We start from the raw sequence: 18,530 nt of genomic DNA on the forward strand, positions 1-18,530 counted from the left end.
AATGCACGCCGGGCTGCGTGCACCTTGCTGCTAGCAAATACATGAACATGACGAACGGCCAGGGCAAATATTTAATGCCAAATGCAAATAATTCGCAGGCAGCGTTTACCGGGTTACGCGCTATTCACTACAAAAACAATAGCTGCTTGCGCAGTTGTTATCTGCGCTAGAGGCCTAAAAAGCTTGAAGTTTTTGTGTCTAAGACTAAGCCAGCACCGTCTGCCCATGCGGACCCGCTAACCACTGCCCCTGCGCATGCACCTCGCGCTCCAGCACCAGCAGCGCGGCCCGCTTGTGCGGAAAGTCAAACTGCCGCAGGTAGGCAAAACCGTACTGCTGCAGATAACCAACCATGCGGGCGTTGTCGGCACGCGGCTCGCACACCACGGCCTGGGTGCGCGGATCGTCCAGCATCAGGTAATGCGTCAACGAGGGCAGCCAGGCGGCCACGTACTGCGGACCACGGGCCCAGTCCTCACCCACCAGCATGTGGATGCCGCGGTCGTGGTCGCCCACCGGGTAGAACGGCGCGATGCGGTCCTCCTTGGCCCAATAGGCCTCGTAGTAAGCGAACGGCCGGCCGTCCAGGCAAGCCACCAGCGGGTGCACATGCGGGTCAGCCAGGGCATTGGCGATGAAGGCGCGGTGCTTGTCCAGGTCACCCTGCTCCTCCCAGAAGTGCGCCACGCGCGGGTGGTTCATCCAGCGGTGGAAAGGCTCCAGATCCGCTTGCGCATCCAGCGTACGCAGGCTCAACCACTGGTTCAGCCAGGGGATGAAGCGCTGGTACACCGTGCCCGCGGTTTGTGGCGGGCGGCGTGGGTGGCGTTTGCCCTGGCTCATCACATAGTCCAAGGGGTAGGCCGCACTGCTGCTGCCGTGCAGCCACAGCTCGGGCTGCTGCTGCAGGCTGGTGCGCGGCATCTGCACCGTTCCGTTGGCCGCAGCCACGGCTAGACCCTGGCGCAGCAAGGCGGGCAGCGCCTCCGCGTAATCCGAAAAATCCAGCTCCAACGCCACCACGGCTGCGTCTGACGCAAACACAGCGTGCAGCGCAGCCAGCAAGGACCAACGCCGCTGTGCCGCATCTGCAGGCTGCCAGGCCATGACGGCAGCGCGGCGGATGGCGCCTTCGCGCACGCCCAGCGCCATGACCATGGCCGCCTGCCCATCCAGCTGCACCTCCACAGTGGAGGTTTGCAGCAGGGTGCAGATGCGCGTGCCGCCGTCCAGAGCGAAGTGGTATTCCAGTGAGAGGTTTTCTTGCATGTTTTTCCTTGGGTGTGATCAGGCCCATGCCGGGCTGGCGGTGGCAGTGCGTGCCCCCAGCGCAGCGGCTAGTTCGGCCACGGTTTGGTGATGGAATACGTCGGCCAGGCGCAGCGCAATACCCTGCTGGCGTGCTTGCGCGACTAGTTGCACACAGCGCAGCGAACTCGCCCCTTGGGCAAAAAAGTTGTCCTGCGGCTGCAGCGCAGGCAAACCCAGCACCTGCGCCACGAGGGTGGTCAGACTGACTTCCAGCGCTGACTGCCGTGGCAAGTGGGCGGATGCTTTGGGCGAGCGGCTGGTACGCACTGGTGCGACCGGTCCCAGGCTGGCGTGCAATGCCTGGTCCGGGGTGGCCACCAATGTTGCGAGCAGGCGCGGATAGTCGCTCCAGAGGGTATGCGCAAAGCTGGCATCCACCCGCTCCAGCGCATAAGAGAAAGCGCCACGGACCTGGCCACCTGCGTCTTCGGCAACATCCAGCTCCAGGTCGAACACCACGTTGCGCCGGGGTACGGGAAAATCCTCCAGCCGCAAGCCCGGCAGGGTGGACAGGCTTTCCACGCGGGGCCGCAAATAGTTGTAGAGCACCTGGAACACCGGGTTGCGCCCCGGCACGCGCTCTGCCCGCAGGGTCTGCACCAGCTGTGCAAATGGCAGGCCGGCATGGGCTTGCGCGCCCAGCAAGCTGTCTTGCACGGCCCGCACCAGCACGGCAAAACTCTGACTTGGATCGACGCGGGCACGCACGGGCTGGGCATTAAGAAACAGGCCTACCAGGGCCTCGGTTTCCACCCGGTCGCGGTTGGACGCCAGAATGCCGATGCAATGGTCGGCCTGCCCGGTATGCCGGTACAACAAGGCATGGAAGACAGCTTGCAGCAGCATGGACAGGCTCATGCCCCAACTCTGCGCCAGGCTGCGCGTTTGTTGCACCAGTGCAGCATCCAGCGCAAACAGCAGCTGTTCAGCCCGCATGCCAGGCTGGGCTGGCGCATCCGGCGGCACCGGCAATACCAAGGCTGGCAAGGCCACCAACTGGGCACGCCAGTACGCCAGATCGGCAACCGGCACGCGATCCTCCTGTTGCTGCCAGACACAGTAGTCGGCGTAGTCCAGCGTCGGCTCGGGCAGCGTGGCGGCATGGCCTTGCAGCTCGGCGCGGTACAGCGCCATCAAGGTATCAAACACCAGGCCCATGGACCAGCCATCGGCCACGATGTGGTGGATGGTCAGCAGCAGCACATGGTCTTCGGCGCCCAGACGCAGCAGCCGCGCACGCAGCAACGGCCCCCGCTCCAGGTCAAAAGGCTGCAACGCCTCCTCCTCCGCCAGACGCCGCGCCTCCGCCTCGCGCGCAACGGCCGGCCACTGCGATACATCCACCTGGGCCAGCGCCACCGCCGCGGGTGGGGCGATGCACTGCACCGGCCGGCCGTCGCGGCCCGCAGGAAAGCTGCTGCGCAGTGCGCCATGCCGTGCCACCAACGCATTCAGGCTTGAATGCAAAACAGACCGCTGCAGCGCACCACTACAGCGCAATGCGCTATGAATGTTATAGCCTGCATCATTCGGATCGCTACGCCACAAGAACCACAAGCCTTGCTGCGCATGGGACAGCGGCACCGGCACATCGGGCATACGGCGCGGGATAGGCGCCAGCACCTCGCTGTGGCATTCGGTGGCCACGCGCTGCGCGAAGTCGCCCAGTGTCGGCGCCTGGAACAGCAGCTTCAAGGGCACGGGCAGGCCCATATGGCGCTGCACGCGGGCACAAACCTGAGTAGCCAGCAAGGAATGCCCCCCCAGCGCAAAGAAATGCTCGTCCAGCCCCACACGCGGCAGCTGCAGCACCTCGGCCCAGATCGCCGCCAAGGCCTGCTCCATCGGCGTACGCGGAGCCCGGTACGCCCTCTCCTGCGCTCGCGGCTGTGGCGCCGGCAACGAGCGCCGGTCCAGCTTGCCGTTGGCCGTCACCGGCAAGGCGTCCAGCCGTATCAGCTGCGCCGGCACCATGTATTCGGGTAGTTGCTGCGCCAGTTGCTGGCGCAGCTGTTCTTCTTGCAGTGGTTCTTGCTGCTGCTCTTGCTGCTGGGCCACCCAATAGCCCAGCAGCTGCGCGTGAACGCCCTCCCCTTGCACCACAACCGCAGCTTCACGTACGCCCGCACAAGCCAGCAGCCGGGCTTCGATCTCGCCCAGTTCGATGCGCAGGCCGCGCAGCTTGACTTGGTGGTCCAGCCGGCCCAGGTAGTCCATGCCGCCGTCGGCTCTCCAGCGGACCTGGTCGCCGGTGCGGTACAGGCGGCTGCCCTGGCCCCAGGGGTCGGGGATGAAGCGTTCGGCGCTCAGGCCAGGGCGCTGGTGGTAGCCGCGGGCCAGCTCGGGGCCACCCAGGTAGAGTTCTCCGGCCACCCCCACGGGCAAGGGGTTGAGGCTGTCGTCCAGCACCCAGGCGCTGCGGTTGCCCACGGCTGTGCCTATGGGCAGATAGGGGCTGTGCTGCCACTGTGCCGGATCGCTGTCCGGGATGGTGGTCCACAGCATGGGGGAGATCACGGTTTCGGTGGGGCCGTAGCCGTTGATCAGGGTGGCCGGGGCGAAGACCTGGCGCACGCGTTCGAAGTGTTCGCGCGACAGGGCTTCGCCACCAAAGGCGAGAACGCGCAGGGCCAGGGCCGGGGTATCCGGCGCAGGATGCTGCAGCAAGCTGTGGGCGGCTTCAGCCAGCTGGACCAGGTAGCTGGGGGGGAAGGCGGCGACGGTGGTGCCGTGGCGGGCCATCTGGGTGCAGGCCTGGGCCGGGCTCCACAGGCTGGGGTCGCTGATGAGGAGCTCGGCTCCGAACAGCAGGGGCATGAGCCAGTATTCATGGGCCAGGTCGAAGTTGATAGAGGCGAAGTGCAGGACTTTGTCCTGCGGCCCCATCTGGTAGCGCTGCCCTATGGCCTGGCAGTGCCGGGCCAGGGGGCCGTGTTCGACGCAGACGCCTTTGGGCTGGCCGGTGGAGCCGGAGGTGTAGATGAGGTAGGCGCTTTGGGCGGGGTGGATGGCCACGGCGGGTGCGGTGGCGGGCCATACCCCTTCGGTGTCTTCGATGCAGAGGATGTCCAGGCTGTCGGTCTGTGTCTGTACCCAGGGGGTGTCCAGGCCGCGCTGGGTGAGCAGGTGGCGGATGCCGGCGTCCTGGCACATATAGGCCAGGCGCTCCGATGGGTAGCCGGGGTCCAGGGGGACGAAGGCGCCGCCGGCTTTGAGGATGGCCAGCAGGGCGATGACCATGTCCGGGCTGCGCTGCATGCTGAGGCCGACGCGGACTTCGGCGCCTACGCCGTGGGCGAGGAGGCGGTGGGCCAGGCAGTTGGAGCGTTCTTCCAGGTCGTGCCAGCTGACGACGGTGTCGCCCTGGCGCAGGGCAACTCGGGGGCCCAGGGTGTGGGCCTGGGTGCCCAGGGCCTGGGGGAGTGGAGTGAAGGCAGGCAGCTGTGGGTGCAGGGCGGCGGCGTTCCAGTGCTGCTGTTGGTGCAGCTCAGTGGGGCTGAGCAGGCGCAGTTGGTCCAGCCGGGTCTGGGGGGCCTGGCTGGCGTGTGCCAGCAGGGTGCCCAGGTGTGCGCCCAGGCGCTCTACTGTCGCCGCTTCGAATAGCTCGCAGGCGTAGACCAGCGTGCACGCTAGCTTGCCGTCGGCATATTCCTCGCTGGACAGCGTGAGATCAAACTTGGCCACCGGGTTGCCCTCAGACACCTCTTCCACCTGCAAGCCGGGCCATTGGGGTGTCGGGCCATGGCTTTGGTGGTTGGCCATGACCTGGAACAGCGGGTGGTGGCTACCGCTGCGTGCGCCGGGCAGGGCTTCGACCAGTTGTTCAAAAGGCAAGTCCTGGTGCGCCTCTGCGCCCAGCAGGGCATGCTTGACATCGGCCAGCAAGTCCACGAACGGCTGCTGCCCCACGGGCTGGGTGCGCAGCACCAGGGTATTGATGAAGAAACCTACCAGGCCCTCGGTTTCGGCCCGATTGCGCCCGGCCACCGGCACCCCCACCCGCACATCCCTGGCGCCGCTGTAGCGGTACAGCACAGCCTTGAAGCCGGCCAGCAAAACCATAAACAGCGTAGCGCCCTGCGCCTGGGCCAGCGCCCGCAAAGCACCGACCACATCACCGGGCACGACAAACCGGTGGCGCGCACCCGTCAGCAAAGGCGCGGCGGGCCGGGGCCGGTCTTGCGGCAGAGCCAGCACCGGATGCGTGTCACCCAGCGTCTTGCGCCACCATTCCAGCTGGCGTGCGCCCTCGCCAGCCTCCAGCCAATGGCGCTGCCACAGCGCGAAGTCCGGGTATTGGATAGGCAAACGCGGCAGCTCTGCCGGGCGGCCAAGACCCGCTGCCGCATAGCCCTGTGCCAGTTCGGCCAACATCAGCTGCGCGGACCAGCCGTCGGACGCTATGTGGTGCAGCGTCAATAGCAGCAGGTGTTCCTGCGGACCGCAGCGCAGCAAAACCACACGCCACAACGGCCCACTGGCCAGATCAAACGGACGCATGGCCTCCGCCTCGGCCTCGGCTTGTATCTGCTCCGGCCTTGCACCCGCCATGTCCAAATGGCGGATTGCTACCGGTGCGGCCGGACGCACGGTCTGCAGTGCCTCGCCTTCCGGCCCCGCAGAGAAACTGGTGCGCAAGGCCTCGTGGCGAGCGGCCAATGCATTCAGGCTGGCGGCCAATGCGGCGGTATCCAGAGCACCGCTGAGCTTCAGCCGGCCCGCCATGTTGTAGGCCGGGCTCAACGGGTCTATGCGCCACAAGAACCACAGCCGGGCCTGCGCGTACGAGGCGGGCAGCGGCGCGCCACCGTCGATACGCGGTGGAATGGGCAACAGGCTGAAGTCGATATGCTGCTCCACCAGGCGTTGCAGGAAAATCTGGCGCTGTGCCGGTGCCAGCTCGGCAAATCGGCACGCCAGTTGCAGCAAGCGGGGCTGGCTCATGCCTCCTCCATGGCGCCGAACAAGGCATCCAGTGCATCCAGTTGGGTGTCGTTCAAAGCGCTGCTGCGCGCCTCGTCCACTGCCACGGAAAATCCGGCCAAAGTGGCTGCTTCAAACAGCCGGCGCAATGGCACGCTGACCTGCAGCTCGGCCTTCAGGCGTGACACCACCCGCGTCGCCAGCAGCGAATGCCCCCCCAAGGCAAAGAAGTTGTCGCCACGGCCAATGGCATCCAGCCCCAGCAGCTCGCACCATAGTGCCGCCACGCGTTGCTCGGTATCGCCCACCGGGGCATAGCTGTCGCGGCTGCTCCATACCGGGTCCGGCAGGGCCTTGCGGTCCAGCTTGCCACTGGGCGTGAGTGGCATGCGCTCCAGAACAAGTAACTGCGCGGGCACCATAAAGGCAGGCAGTTGCACAGCCAGAAATTCCAGCAGCGTGGACTGCGCCACATCTTGCTGCAGCACGGCATAGCCGATCAAGGTGTCGCCACCATGCGCGACCACCACGGCCTCGCGTACGGCAGGGTGCTCCTGCAGCCGGGCTTCGATCTCGCCCAGCTCGATGCGTAAGCCACGCAGCTTGACCTGGTGGTCCAACCGCCCCAAGTATTCGACTACGCCATCATCGCGCCACAGCGCCAGGTCGCCCGTACGGTATAGCCGCGCACCGCTGCGAAACGGGTCTGGCACAAAGCGCTCGGCCGTGAGCGCGGGCCGCGCATGGTAGCCACGGGCCAAGCCTGCGCCGCCAATGTACAGCTCGCCCGCCACGCCCGGCGGCAGAGGATTGAGCGCGTCGTCCAGGATGTGGATCTGGGTATTGGCAATAGGCTTGCCGATGGGCACGGTACTGCCATCGTCGCCCTGGCAGGTCCAATGGGTGACGTCGATGGCGGCCTCGGTCGGGCCATACAGATTGTGCAGACCCACCTGCGGCAGGCTGTGCCGCACCCGCGCGGCCAGCTCGGCGGGCAAGGCCTCACCGCTGGCCACGATATGGCGCAGGCTGCTGCACGTCGTACAGCCCTCATAGGCCATGAAGGCCTGCAGCATAGAAGGCACAAAGTGCAGAGTGGTCACTCCGTGCTGCGTCACCAGGTCTACCAGGCGCGCCGGGTCGCGGTGTGCCCCTGGCTCCGCAATCGCCAGGCGCGCGCCCACCATCAAGGGCCAGAAGAACTCCCACACCGATACATCGAAGCTGAACGGCGTTTTCTGCAGCACCGTGTCCGAGGCATCCAGGCAATACACCTCTTGCATCCACTGCAAGCGGTTGCGTAAAGCGCCGTGGGTATTGCCCGCGCCCTTGGGCCGGCCGGTGGAGCCCGAGGTATAGATCAAGTAGGCCAGTTGCTCGGCATATACCTCGCGCGCGGGCCGCTCCATGGGCTGTGTGGACAAGTCCTCCTGGTCCAGACACAGCACGGGGGCCACGCCGGCTGCCAGGCTGGCGCGCAAGGCGCTGTGCGTCAGCACCAGGGCGGGTTGGGCATCTTGCAGCATGTAGGCCCGGCGCTCTGCCGGATAGTCCGGGTCCAGCGGCACATAGGCTGCACCCGCCTTGAGCACGGCCAACAAGCTGACCACCAGATCCAACGAGCGCTCCATGCAGATAGCCACGCAGGCGTCAGGCTGTACGCCCAGGTCCAACAGTCGGTGCGCCAGCTGGTTGGCACGCTGGTCCAGGCTGCGGTAGCTCATACGCATATCGCCGAACAGCAGCGCGATGGCTTCGGGCTGCCGCTGCGCCTGGCGTTCGAAACAGCGGTGCACCGCACTGTCGTCCGCATAGCGGGTATCGGTGGCGTTCCACGCGGCCAGCTGCAGCTGTTCCGCTGCGGCGGGTAACGCCAGTGTGCCCACGGGGCGCTGCGCATCCTGCACCAATCCGCTCAGCAAAACGACCAGATGGGCATGCAGGCGCTGCACCTCCGCCAGGCTGAAGTGTGCCTGGTCAAAGCCATACTCGATGGACAAGCTATCTGACTGGGTAACCACCAGGGTCAGCGGATAGCTGGTGGATTCGGTATTCACCAGGTCCGAGAAGTGCAGAGAAGCTGCGCCACGCTCGGTCCACTCACGGCCCACCGGGTAGTTCTCAAACACGATCAGGCTGTCGAACAGCGCCTGGCCGCCCTGCCCGGCCCAGCGCTGGATCTCGAACAGAGGCGTATGTTCATGCTCGCGCAAAGCCAGGTTTTCGGCCTGCACACTGCGCAGCCAATCGCCAGCCGATTGCGCGGCCTGCGGCGTCAAAACCACGGGCAAGGTGTTGATGAACAGGCCCAGGACTTGCTCCACGCCAGGCAGCTCGGCCGGGCGCCCTGCAACGGTTGCGCCAAACACCACGGTTTTCTTGCCGGTATAACGCTGCAGCAGCAAAGCCCAGGCCCCCTGGACCAGGGTATTGAGAGTCACGCGGGCGGCGCGGGCGCAGCGCTGCAGGTCTGCGGTTTCAGCAATGCTCCAGCCGGCGTGCCAGCGGCCATAGCCGGTGCCGCTATGCCGCTGTGCCGCCATGGCACCAGCCAAGAGCATCGGTTCATCCAGCTGGGCAAGACGGCTTTGCCAGAAGCCGCGGCTGGCTTGCATGTCCTGGTGCGCCAGCCAGGCAATGTAGTCGCGGTAGCGCAGCCGGGATACATGCTGCACCGGCACACCGGCATAGTGGTTCAACACCTCGGTCCACAGCTGGGCTGTACTCCAGCCGTCCAACAGCAAATGGTGCCGGGTCCAGACCAGGCGGTACAGGCTGTCGCTCAAACGCACCAGGGCCAGGCGCATCAGCGGCGGCGCGGTAAGCACAAACGGGCGTTGGCGCTCTGCCAGCCCCAGGTCTTGCAGCGCCGTAGCCTGGTCGGCTCGGTCGCGCCAGTCGTAGTGCGCCATCTCCAAACGGGCGCTGCGGTGCACCACCTGCTGCGGTTGCGCCAGGCCTTCATGCCAGAAGGCTGTGCGCAAAATATCGTGTTGCTCCACTGCCGCCTGCCAAGCTGAGGCCAGACGCTGCACATCGGGATTGGTCAAGCTCATCGCCAGCTGGTTGACATAGGCACTCTGCTGCGGTTCCAGCAAGCTGTGGAACAAGAAGCCTTGCTGCAGCGCAGTGGCGGGGTAGATGTCCTGCACTTCGCGCGCGTTGGCGGGCAACTGCTGCAGCTCGGCAGACTGCAGCGCAGCCAATGGAAAGTCGGAGGGCGTCAAGCCGCCGGACTGGGGCGCGCAGCAATGCGCAACCAACTCTGTCAACGCAGCACCATAGGCATCTGCCAGTGCTTGCACGGTATGCGGGTGGTACATGGCACGGCTGTACACCCAGGTCAGCGACAGCACACCATCTGCAACCTGGCCATGGATCGCCAGCCAGTTCGACAAGGGGCCACTGCCATCCCGCTCGGCACCCGACTGGCCGAACGCTGGGCGCAACCACACGCCGCCTGACACGGTGGAATCAAACTGGCCCAGGTAGTTGAAGGTGACCCTCGGCTGGGGCAGCCCAGCCAATTGCTCGCGCAGCGCCGGCGGCGCCAGCGATTGCAGCAGGCCAAAGCCAATGCCCTTGTTCGGCACGCCACGCAGGGTTTCCTTGACGCTGCAAATGGCTACGCCATCATCTTCCTCCACCGCCAGGCGTACCGGGAAATGGCTGGAGAACCAGCCCACGCTGCGCGAGAGATCCGCCGAATCGAACAGCGCCTCACGGCCATGGCCTTCCAGCTCCAGTAACACCTCGGGCACGTTCATCCAACGGCCCAGCACGCGTGCCAGAGCAGTGAGCAACAGGTCGTTGACCTGGGTGCGGTAGGCCGCAGGCGCCAGCTTCAGTAGACGCTGGGTGGTGTCGCGGTCCAGGTGCACTACGGCCTGGGCGGCATCGCGCACCAGCCCGGTCGTGGCAGACATATCGCGGGGTGGCTCGGTACCCCGGTAGTCGGCAAGGGTCCGCCAGTACGGCAGTTCGGCGGCCATGGCATCCGTCTGTGCATGGCGCTCCAGCAATGCCGCCCAGGCTGCACAAGAAGTGCCCGGCGCAGCCAAATTTACGGGGGCGCCCGCCTGTATCTGATGGTAGGCGGTTTCCATATCCTCCAGCAACACGCGCCAGGACACGCCGTCCACGGCAAGGTGGTGGATGGCCATGAACAAGCCTTGTGTGCCATTGGCCTGGTTCGCCAACACTGCGCGCATGAGCACACCGCCATGAATATCCAGACTGCGCTGCGCCTGGTCACACAGCTGGTCGAACGCAGCAGCATCCGCTACGTCGCGCACCCACAGGATTTCATCGGTGCCATGCGGTGTGTCTGCATGTGCTTGCCACTGCCCGTCCGCCGCTTGCCGATAGCGGCAACGCAAAGCCTCGTGCTGGGCGCGCAGGGCGGCAAGGGCCTGGCCCAGGCAACGCGCATCCAGGTACTCGCGTACTTCGAAGCGCAGGGCTTGGTTCCAGTGGCTCCGCTGTGCGATGTCCAAGGCCAGGAAATTCTTTTGTACAGGCGTCAGCACAAGCGTGCCTAGTGACGGGGTCGCAGCGGGCACAAAAGTAGGTGCCGACACCGGTTGCGCCACGCGCGCCAAGGCTGCCACGGTCTGATTTTCAAACAGCTGCTTGGGCGTGAGCTTCAAGCCCTGCTTGCGGGCGCGGGCAATGATTTGCAGACTGAGTATGGAGTCGCCGCCGAGCTCGAAGAAGTTATCGCTCAGGCCCACCTCTTCCAGGCCCAGCACTGCTTTCCAGATGCCCGCCAAAATCTGCTCTGTATCCGACATGGGTGCATGGCTGCTGCTGGCAGACTGCTGCGGCAGGGGCAAGGCCTTGCGGTCCAGCTTGCCGTTCGCCGTCAGCGGCATGCGCTCCAGCGTCATCCAATAGCTGGGCAACATGTAATCTGGCAGACGATGTGCCAACATGTTTTTCAGCGCCGCCATATCCAGGCTGCAGCCGTTGGCGGGTACCAGATAGGCCAGCAACTGGCGGTGGTTGGCGTCACCATGCAAAGCCATGGCCTGCACTTCGGCTGTAGCTACACCGGGCAAGGCCCGCAGCGCCACGGCCACCTCGGACAACTCTACCCGGTAGCCGCGTATCTTGACCTGCTCGTCGACACGGCCCAAGAACTCGACCGCCCCGCTGGCCAGCAAACGCACCCGGTCGCCGGTGCGGTACACACGCGCACCCTGCGCATAAGGGTGGGGAATGAACCGCTCAGCAGTCAGCCCGGGCTGCCCCAGGTAGCCACGCGCCAGGCCGGGGCCACCCAGATACAGCTCACCCGCACTGCCCAAGGGCACGGGGTTCAGGTCGGCATCCAGCACATATGCCTGCCCATTGGGCAGCGGCGCTCCCACCGGTACGCTGGCCGAGCCACTGCGGTCCGCCAAAGCAGCATCCTGGGTGAGGATGCCGACCGTGGTTTCGGTGGGGCCATAGTGGTTGAAGACGCGACAGTCGGGGCGCAGTTGCACCAGCTTGTCGTACAGCTCCCAGGGCAGGGCCTCACCGCCCAGCACCAAAGCATGGCGCGGCAGCACATCCGCAGGGCGGTCCGCCTGCAGCAGACCTTGCAAATGGCTGGGTACGATCTTCAACACGCCCACCTGGTGCTGCACCATATAGGCTGCAAAACTGTCCGGGTCGAAAGCCCGCTCCGCAGAAACCAGGTGCAGCAAACGCCCGGAACACAAGGCACCAAACAGCACCGTGTGGCCGAGATCGGCCGCGACGGTAGACACCATCGCCATGCTTTCGCCCGGTGCCAGCTCCAGCCGGGCCAGCATGCCCACCACATAGTCGGCCAAGGCGCCGTGGCTAACCACCACGCCCTTGGGCTGACCGGTGGAACCCGAGGTGTAGATGAGGTAGGCCGCCCTGCTCGGCTCCGGGCGCAAAGCCAGCGGGCTGGCATCCAAAGTGTTCCATACCGCCTCGTCCCCCAGGGAAATGGCAGTTGCACCCGCAGCCTGCGTGGCCAACATACCGGCACTATCGGCCAGTACGCACTGCACATCCGCGTCCCGCAGCAAAAATGCCATGCGCTCGGCAGGTAGCAAGGGGTCCAATGGCAAGCAGGCCGCCCCTGCCTTCAGCACCGCCAACAAGCCCAGCACCAGCGCGGGACAACGCGGCGCGCACACGGCGACCCGCTGCTCCGCGCCCACGCCACGGGCCCGTAGGTAGCGGGCCAAACGGTTGGAGGCTGCGTCCAGTTCAGCAAAGCTGATTGTTTGATCTTCAAAGCGCACAGCCGCAGCATCCGGATGGGCAGCCACGCTCCGCGCCCAGGCACCCAGCACGCTGAAGTCCGCGCAATCCAAGGTTTCCGCACGCAGCATGAAGTCAGCAGGCGCAAGTGGCAGCGTCAACGCGGCCAAACAGGCTTGCGGTCCGGCTGCGATTTCCGCCAGCAAATGGGTATAGGCCTGCGCAAAGCCGGCAACGCGCGCAGAGTCAAACAAGGCCGTGGCGTAGCTGAAAACCGCATCGATGCCCTGCGGGCTATCGGTTACATCCAACGACAGATCAAACCGCGCGGCATGGTCTGGCAATGGCAGCAACTGCAGCCGCAGGCCGGGCAATTCGATCCCTTGGGGCAACGCGATCTGCTGGGTGAACTTGGCCTGCACCAGCGGGTTGTGGCTCAGGCTGCGCTCTACCTGCAAAGCGTCCACCAGCACGTCGAAGGGAAGGTCCTGGTGCGCCTGCGCACCCAGAACTGCCGTCTTCACCTGCGCCAAGAAATCTTCGAAGCGCAGCGCTCCGTTCAGTTGGGCACGCAATACCTGGGTATTGACGAAGAAGCCCACCAGCCCCTGCGTTTCAGGCCGCGACCGGCCGGCGACCGACACGCCTACACGCACATCTTTCTGGCCGCACAAGCGCGACAACAGCAATTGGTAGGCCGCCAGCAGCAGCATGAAAAGAGTGGCGCCATTGCGCTGCGCCAAGGCGCGCAGCGCGTCGGACAAAGCTGCGTCCAGTGCAAACACATGGCGCGCACCTTGCAAGCTGCGCACAGCAGGGCGAGGCCGGTCCAGCGGCAAGGCCAACACCGGATGCTCGTCGCCCAGCGCATCACGCCACCATGCAAGCTGGCGCTCTCTTTCGCCCGCCTCCAACCAATGCCGCTGCCAGAGTGCGTAGTCGGCGTACTGTATGGGCAGATCGGGCAGAGCCGGCTGCCCGACTTCGCAAAACGCCCGGTAGCAGGTCGCAAACTCACGCAACAGCAACTCGACCGACCAGCCGTCGGAAACGATATGGTGCTGAACCAACAGCAGGCGGTGTTCCGTCGCGCTAAGACGTAGCAAACGTGCACGCAGTAGCGGCCCGGTGGACAAATCAAAAGCTTGGCCCGTCTCCAGCGCGGCCCAGCGTTCCATTTCCCGCTGTTGGGCAGTTGCGTCCAAGTCCGACAGGTCCGTGTGAGCCAAAATCAATGGCAACGGCGCGTGGATGCGCTGCTGCGCCTGCCCATCAACACTGGCGTGGAAGGTGGTGCGCAAAGCCGCATGCCGAGCCACCAAGGCATCCAGACTGGCTTGCAATGCGGCATGGTTGAGCTGGCCCGTCAGGCGCAGCATCGCGGGAATATGGTAGGCCGCGTTACCTGGCTCCATCTGCTCCAGAAACCACACCCGCTGCTGCGCAAACGACAAAGGCAATACCGTGCCTGCACTGGTGGGCACGATAGGCAGACGAGAAAAGTCCACGCCTTTCTGTGCCAGGGTTTGCAGAAAGCTTTGCCGCGCGGCCGCCGGCAATGCCATGAAGCGGCGGGCCATTTCGGCTTTCATGTTGTGCTGCACATCGGTTGACTGGCCAAGTTGGGAATCAGTGGGCACGGGGGTTTGGATGGGGGTCATGGGTTCAACTCTCCAGGGCTTCTAGCAGTGCTTGCATATCCAGCAGGTCTTGCGCTTCGCTTTGCTGCGATGCACCTGCTTCACGCGCCAGTACGGCGGCCATATCTGCAAGGACGGGGTGTTCAAAAAATACGGCAAGAGACAGGTCCACGACAAGCTGGATACGGACCCGGGCACAGACCTGAGTAGCCAGCAAGGAATGCCCCCCCAGCGCAAAGAAATGCTCATCCAGCCCCACACGCGGCAGCTGCAGCACCTCGGCCCAGATCGCCGCCAAGGCCTGCTCCATCGGCGTACGCGGAGCCCGGTACGCCCTCTCCTGCGCTCGCGGCTGTGGCGCCGGCAACGAGCGCCGGTCCAGCTTGCCGTTGGCCGTCACCGGCAAGGCGTCCAGCCGTATCAGCTGCGCCGGCACCATGTATTCGGGTAGTTGCTGCGCCAGTTGCTGGCGCAGCTGTTCTTCTTGCAGTGGTTCTTGCTGCTGCTCTTGCTGCTGGGCCACCCAATAGCCCAGCAGCTGCGCGTGAACGCCCTCCCCTTGCACCACAACCGCAGCTTCACGTACGCCCGCACAAGCCAGCAGCCGGGCTTCGATCTCGCCCAGTTCGATGCGCAGGCCGCGCAGCTTGACTTGGTGGTCCAGCCGGCCCAGGTAGTCCATGCCGCCGTCGGCTCTCCAGCGGACCTGGTCGCCGGTGCGGTACAGGCGGCTGCCCTGGCCCCAGGGGTCGGGGATGAAGCGTTCGGCGCTCAGGCCAGGGCGCTGGTGGTAGCCGCGGGCCAGCTCGGGGCCACCCAGGTAGAGTTCTCCGGCCACCCCCACGGGCAAGGGGTTGAGGCTGTCGTCCAGCACCCCGGCGCTGCGGTTGCCCACGGCTGTGCCTATGGGCAGATAGGGGCTGTGCTGCCACTGTGCCGGATCGCTGTCCGGGATGGTGGTCCACAGCATGGGGGAGATCACGGTTTCGGTGGGGCCGTAGCCGTTGATCAGGGTGGCCGGGGCGAAGACCTGGCGCACGCGTTCGAAGTGTTCGCGCGACAGGGCTTCGCCACCAAAGGCGAGAACGCGCAGGGCCAGGGCCGGGGTATCCGGCGCAGGATGCTGCAGCAAGCTGTGGGCGGCTTCAGCCAGCTGGACCAGGTAGCTGGGGGGGAAGGCGGCGACGGTGGTGCCGTGGCGGGCCATCTGGGTGCAGGCCTGGGCCGGGCTCCACAGGCTGGGGTCGCTGATGAGGAGCTCGGCTCCGAACAGCAGGGGCATGAGCCAGTATTCATGGGCCAGGTCGAAGTTGATAGAGGCGAAGTGCAGGACTTTGTCCTGCGGCCCCATCTGGTAGCGCTGCCCTATGGCCTGGCAGTGCCGGGCCAGGGGGCCGTGTTCGACGCAGACGCCTTTGGGCTGGCCGGTGGAGCCGGAGGTGTAGATGAGGTAGGCGCTTTGGGCGGGGTGGATGGCCACGGCGGGTGCGGTGGCGGGCCATACCCCTTCGGTGTCTTCGATGCAGAGGATGTCCAGGCTGTCGGTCTGTGTCTGTACCCAGGGGGTGTCCAGGCCGCGCTGGGTGAGCAGGTGGCGGATGCCGGCGTCCTGGCACATATAGGCCAGGCGCTCCGATGGGTAGCCGGGGTCCAGGGGGACGAAGGCGCCGCCGGCTTTGAGGATGGCCAGCAGGGCGATGACCATGTCCGGGCTGCGCTGCATGCTGAGGCCGACGCGGACTTCGGCGCCTACGCCGTGGGCGAGGAGGCGGTGGGCCAGGCAGTTGGAGCGTTCTTCCAGGTCGTGCCAGCTGACGACGGTGTCGCCCTGGCGCAGGGCAACTCGGGGGCCCAGGGTGTGGGCCTGGGTGCCCAGGGCCTGGGGGAGTGGAGTGAAGGCAGGCAGCTGTGGGTGCAGGGCGGCGGCGTTCCAGTGCTGCTGTTGGTGCAGCTCAGTGGGGCTGAGCAGGCGCAGTTGGTCCAGCCGGGTGTGGGGGGCCTGGCTGGCGTGTGCCAGCAGCGCGCCCAGGTGTGCGCCCAGGCGCTCTATTGTCGCTGCTTCGAACAGCTCGGACGCGTAGACCAATGTGCACGTTAGCTTGCCGTCGGCATATTCCTCGGTCTGTAGCACCCAGTCAAACAGTTCCAAATCAGACAAAGGCCATCCAGACGGACAGAAGGCTACGCGCACCACAGCGGCCTGCTGATCGCCTTCCATGGCTCGCCAAAGCACATCCAAGTGCATCGGGTGGCCGCGACTTGCCGCCAAGGCAAGGCCTACCGCTTGCCGAAGATCTGCAAAAGATTGCTGCGCCACAGGAGAGGCCTGCAACAGCAAGAAAGCCTTCTCGCCGGGCACCGCGATACGAATATCCGCCTGGCCGCTGTAGCGGTGCAATATCGCCAAAAAAGCCGCCAGCAAGGTTAGTTCGCCACCCCGCCCTACCTGCACATCTGACGTGAAGACATGGCGCCGCATCAGGCGCGATGGCAGCGTCGGGCGAGGCCTGTCGTACGGCAAAACCAATTCAGGATGCCCCTGCTTCCAATGCGCACGCCAATAGGAAAGGTGCTGCTCAAACTCGCTCGCAATCATGGTGTCGTCTCATGTATCGCAGCCCAAATGACGGCTGCACAGTGTGAAGACGAACCAAGCAAGCACATTTTTAGTGCCGCACGGGCTAATGATTTGCGGCGCTCAATCGTCTATAGGCTGATGCCCACTCTCGTGAATTCCATGAAAAACTCCCCATCCCAGAAGAGCCGGCCGGCGACCCGACTGCTGCTCTCCTTACTCCATCTTTCACGCTGGCCTTTGGTCGTGGCCATGCTGGCATGCATCGTCAATGGGCTGTCCAGCGTCTCGCTGGTAGCGCTGATCAACCAGGCCATCACTGCCCCGTCCGAAGGCCTTTCCGCGCTGGCTTGGCGTTTCGCCGCATTGGCAGTACTCACCTTGGTGAGTCGCATCGTCAGCGGCGTGCTGTTTGCCCGCCTCAGCCAAACCACGATGGGCAAGATGCGTGAACATATTTCGCAACGCGTGGCCCATGCCGCATTCAGAGACCTGGAAACACTGGGTGCCGCACGTGCACAGTCCATCGTGACTGAAGACGCCACCAATGTCTCCATGTTGTTCTTTGCGCTACCCAATCTGTTGATCCACGGCTCCATCGTTGCCGGTTGCCTCGCCTATCTGGCCTGGTTGTCCTGGCCGGTATTTCTGTTGGCCAGCGCGGTAGTGGTGGTAGGTTCGCTGGGCTACCGGATGGGTGATGTGCGGGCCATCCGGGCACTGGAAGCCGCCGGCCTGGCCCAGGACCGATTGTTCGGTTACTTCAATGCCTTGTTCACCGGCGCCAAAGAGCTCAAGCTGCACCACGAGCGGGTCAACAGCTTCATGCGGGAGTCACTTAACCCGGAAATCGATGCAGTCCGCCAGCACCGCACAAAAGCGTTTGCCTCCTACGCAGTCGGGGTGGGCTGGATCCTTTTCTTGTTCTATGTGTTCTTAGGCGTGGTGATCTTCCTGCCCAACCAGTTTGCCGCGATAGACGCCACAGTGCTGGCCGGCTATGTGATCGTGTTCCTGTTCATGCTGATCCCGCTGGACGGCCTGCTGAACAACCTGCCCACGCTGAATGCGGCCCGCGTCTCGCTGGACCGCATTGAAGACGTGCTGCTGGAATTACCCGAGGCTCAAAACGAAACCCCAGCGGTTGCCATTTCCCACTTCCAGAGCCTGAGCATCCAAGGGCTGACACACCGCTACTACCGTGAGAAAGAAGACGGCGTATTCCAATTCGGCCCCATCGATCTGGAATTCAAGCCTGGAGAACTGACCTTTCTGGTAGGCGGCAATGGCAGCGGAAAAACCACGTTGGCCAAACTCCTGGTGGGTCTGTATGCGCCAGAAAGCGCCGACATCCGCCTGGATGGGAAAACAATTACCGACGTCAACCGCGCGCAGTATCGGCAGCTGTTTTCAGCGGTCTTCTCAGACTTTCATTTGTTCGAGTCGCTGTTGGGCATTGGCACGGGTCAACACGATCTTGATGCGCGTGCCAATGCCCTGCTGACCAAGCTGCATCTGGACCACAAAGTGCGCATCACCAACGGTGCCTTCTCAACCCGCGAACTCTCCCAAGGCCAGCGCAAACGGTTGGCTCTGGTGGTGGCGTATCTGGAAGATCGGCCCTTCTATCTGTTCGACGAATGGGCGGCAGACCAGGACCCGGTGTTCAAAGCCGTGTTCTACCAGGAGCTGTTACCGGAACTGGCTGCTCGCGGCAAGGCTGTTCTGGCGATTACCCATGACGACCGCTACTTCCACCTGGCAGACCGTTGCATCAAACTGGAAAACGGTAGGGTGATGGAAACCACCACACACCAGGAAGCAATCCCTGTTGCCGCCTGAGCGGTCAAGAACAT

Annotated in this window: 5 protein-coding genes; 1 reads left to right on the top strand and 4 read right to left on the bottom strand. The window is 64.6% G+C overall.

The genetic code is table 11. The features are described 5' to 3' along the window. Nucleotides 1–204 precede the first annotated feature (204 nt). The 4 genes from AC07R0_RS18060 to AC07R0_RS18075 are packed head-to-tail and all read right to left on the bottom strand — an operon-like array spanning nt 205 to nt 16,695. Nucleotides 205–1,269, bottom strand: a complete 1,065-nt coding sequence (locus AC07R0_RS18060; RefSeq protein ID WP_495105857.1) for a GNAT family N-acetyltransferase — start codon at nt 1,267–1,269, stop codon at nt 205–207. Between the two features lie 18 nt (nt 1,270–1,287). Then, nucleotides 1,288–6,255: an amino acid adenylation domain-containing protein gene (locus AC07R0_RS18065; RefSeq protein ID WP_495105858.1), complete on the bottom strand. Its 4,968-nt coding sequence runs from the start codon at nt 6,253–6,255 to the stop codon at nt 1,288–1,290. Then, the gene (locus tag AC07R0_RS18070) at nt 6,252–14,120 is read right to left on the bottom strand and encodes an amino acid adenylation domain-containing protein (RefSeq protein ID WP_495105859.1); all 7,869 of its coding nucleotides are present in this window, start codon (nt 14,118–14,120) and stop codon (nt 6,252–6,254) included. The genes AC07R0_RS18065 and AC07R0_RS18070 overlap by 4 nt, the downstream gene beginning before the upstream one ends. 4 nt (nt 14,121–14,124) lie before the next feature. After that, complete coding sequence (locus AC07R0_RS18075) at nt 14,125–16,695, bottom strand: amino acid adenylation domain-containing protein (protein ID WP_495105860.1); 2,571 nt, start codon at nt 16,693–16,695, stop codon at nt 14,125–14,127. Nucleotides 16,696–16,836: 141 nt separating this feature from the next. Between AC07R0_RS18075 and AC07R0_RS18080 the strand changes: the two genes are divergently transcribed. Next, nucleotides 16,837–18,516, top strand: a complete 1,680-nt coding sequence (locus tag AC07R0_RS18080) for a cyclic peptide export ABC transporter (RefSeq protein ID WP_495105861.1) — start codon at nt 16,837–16,839, stop codon at nt 18,514–18,516. Nucleotides 18,517–18,530 lie beyond the last annotated feature (14 nt).

This window comes from Rhodoferax sp. GW821-FHT07F03, from assembly GCF_059418745.1.

Coding starts and splice junctions, on each gene's coding strand:
- AC07R0_RS18070 (WP_495105859.1), bottom strand. CDS start 14,120: ATGACCCCCATCCAAACCCCCGTGCCCACTGATTCCCAACTTGGCCAG.
- AC07R0_RS18075 (WP_495105860.1), bottom strand. CDS start 16,695: ATGATTGCGAGCGAGTTTGAGCAGCACCTTTCCTATTGGCGTGCGCAT.
- AC07R0_RS18080 (WP_495105861.1), top strand. CDS start 16,837: ATGAAAAACTCCCCATCCCAGAAGAGCCGGCCGGCGACCCGACTGCTG.
- AC07R0_RS18065 (WP_495105858.1), bottom strand. CDS start 6,255: ATGAGCCAGCCCCGCTTGCTGCAACTGGCGTGCCGATTTGCCGAGCTG.
- AC07R0_RS18060 (WP_495105857.1), bottom strand. CDS start 1,269: ATGCAAGAAAACCTCTCACTGGAATACCACTTCGCTCTGGACGGCGGC.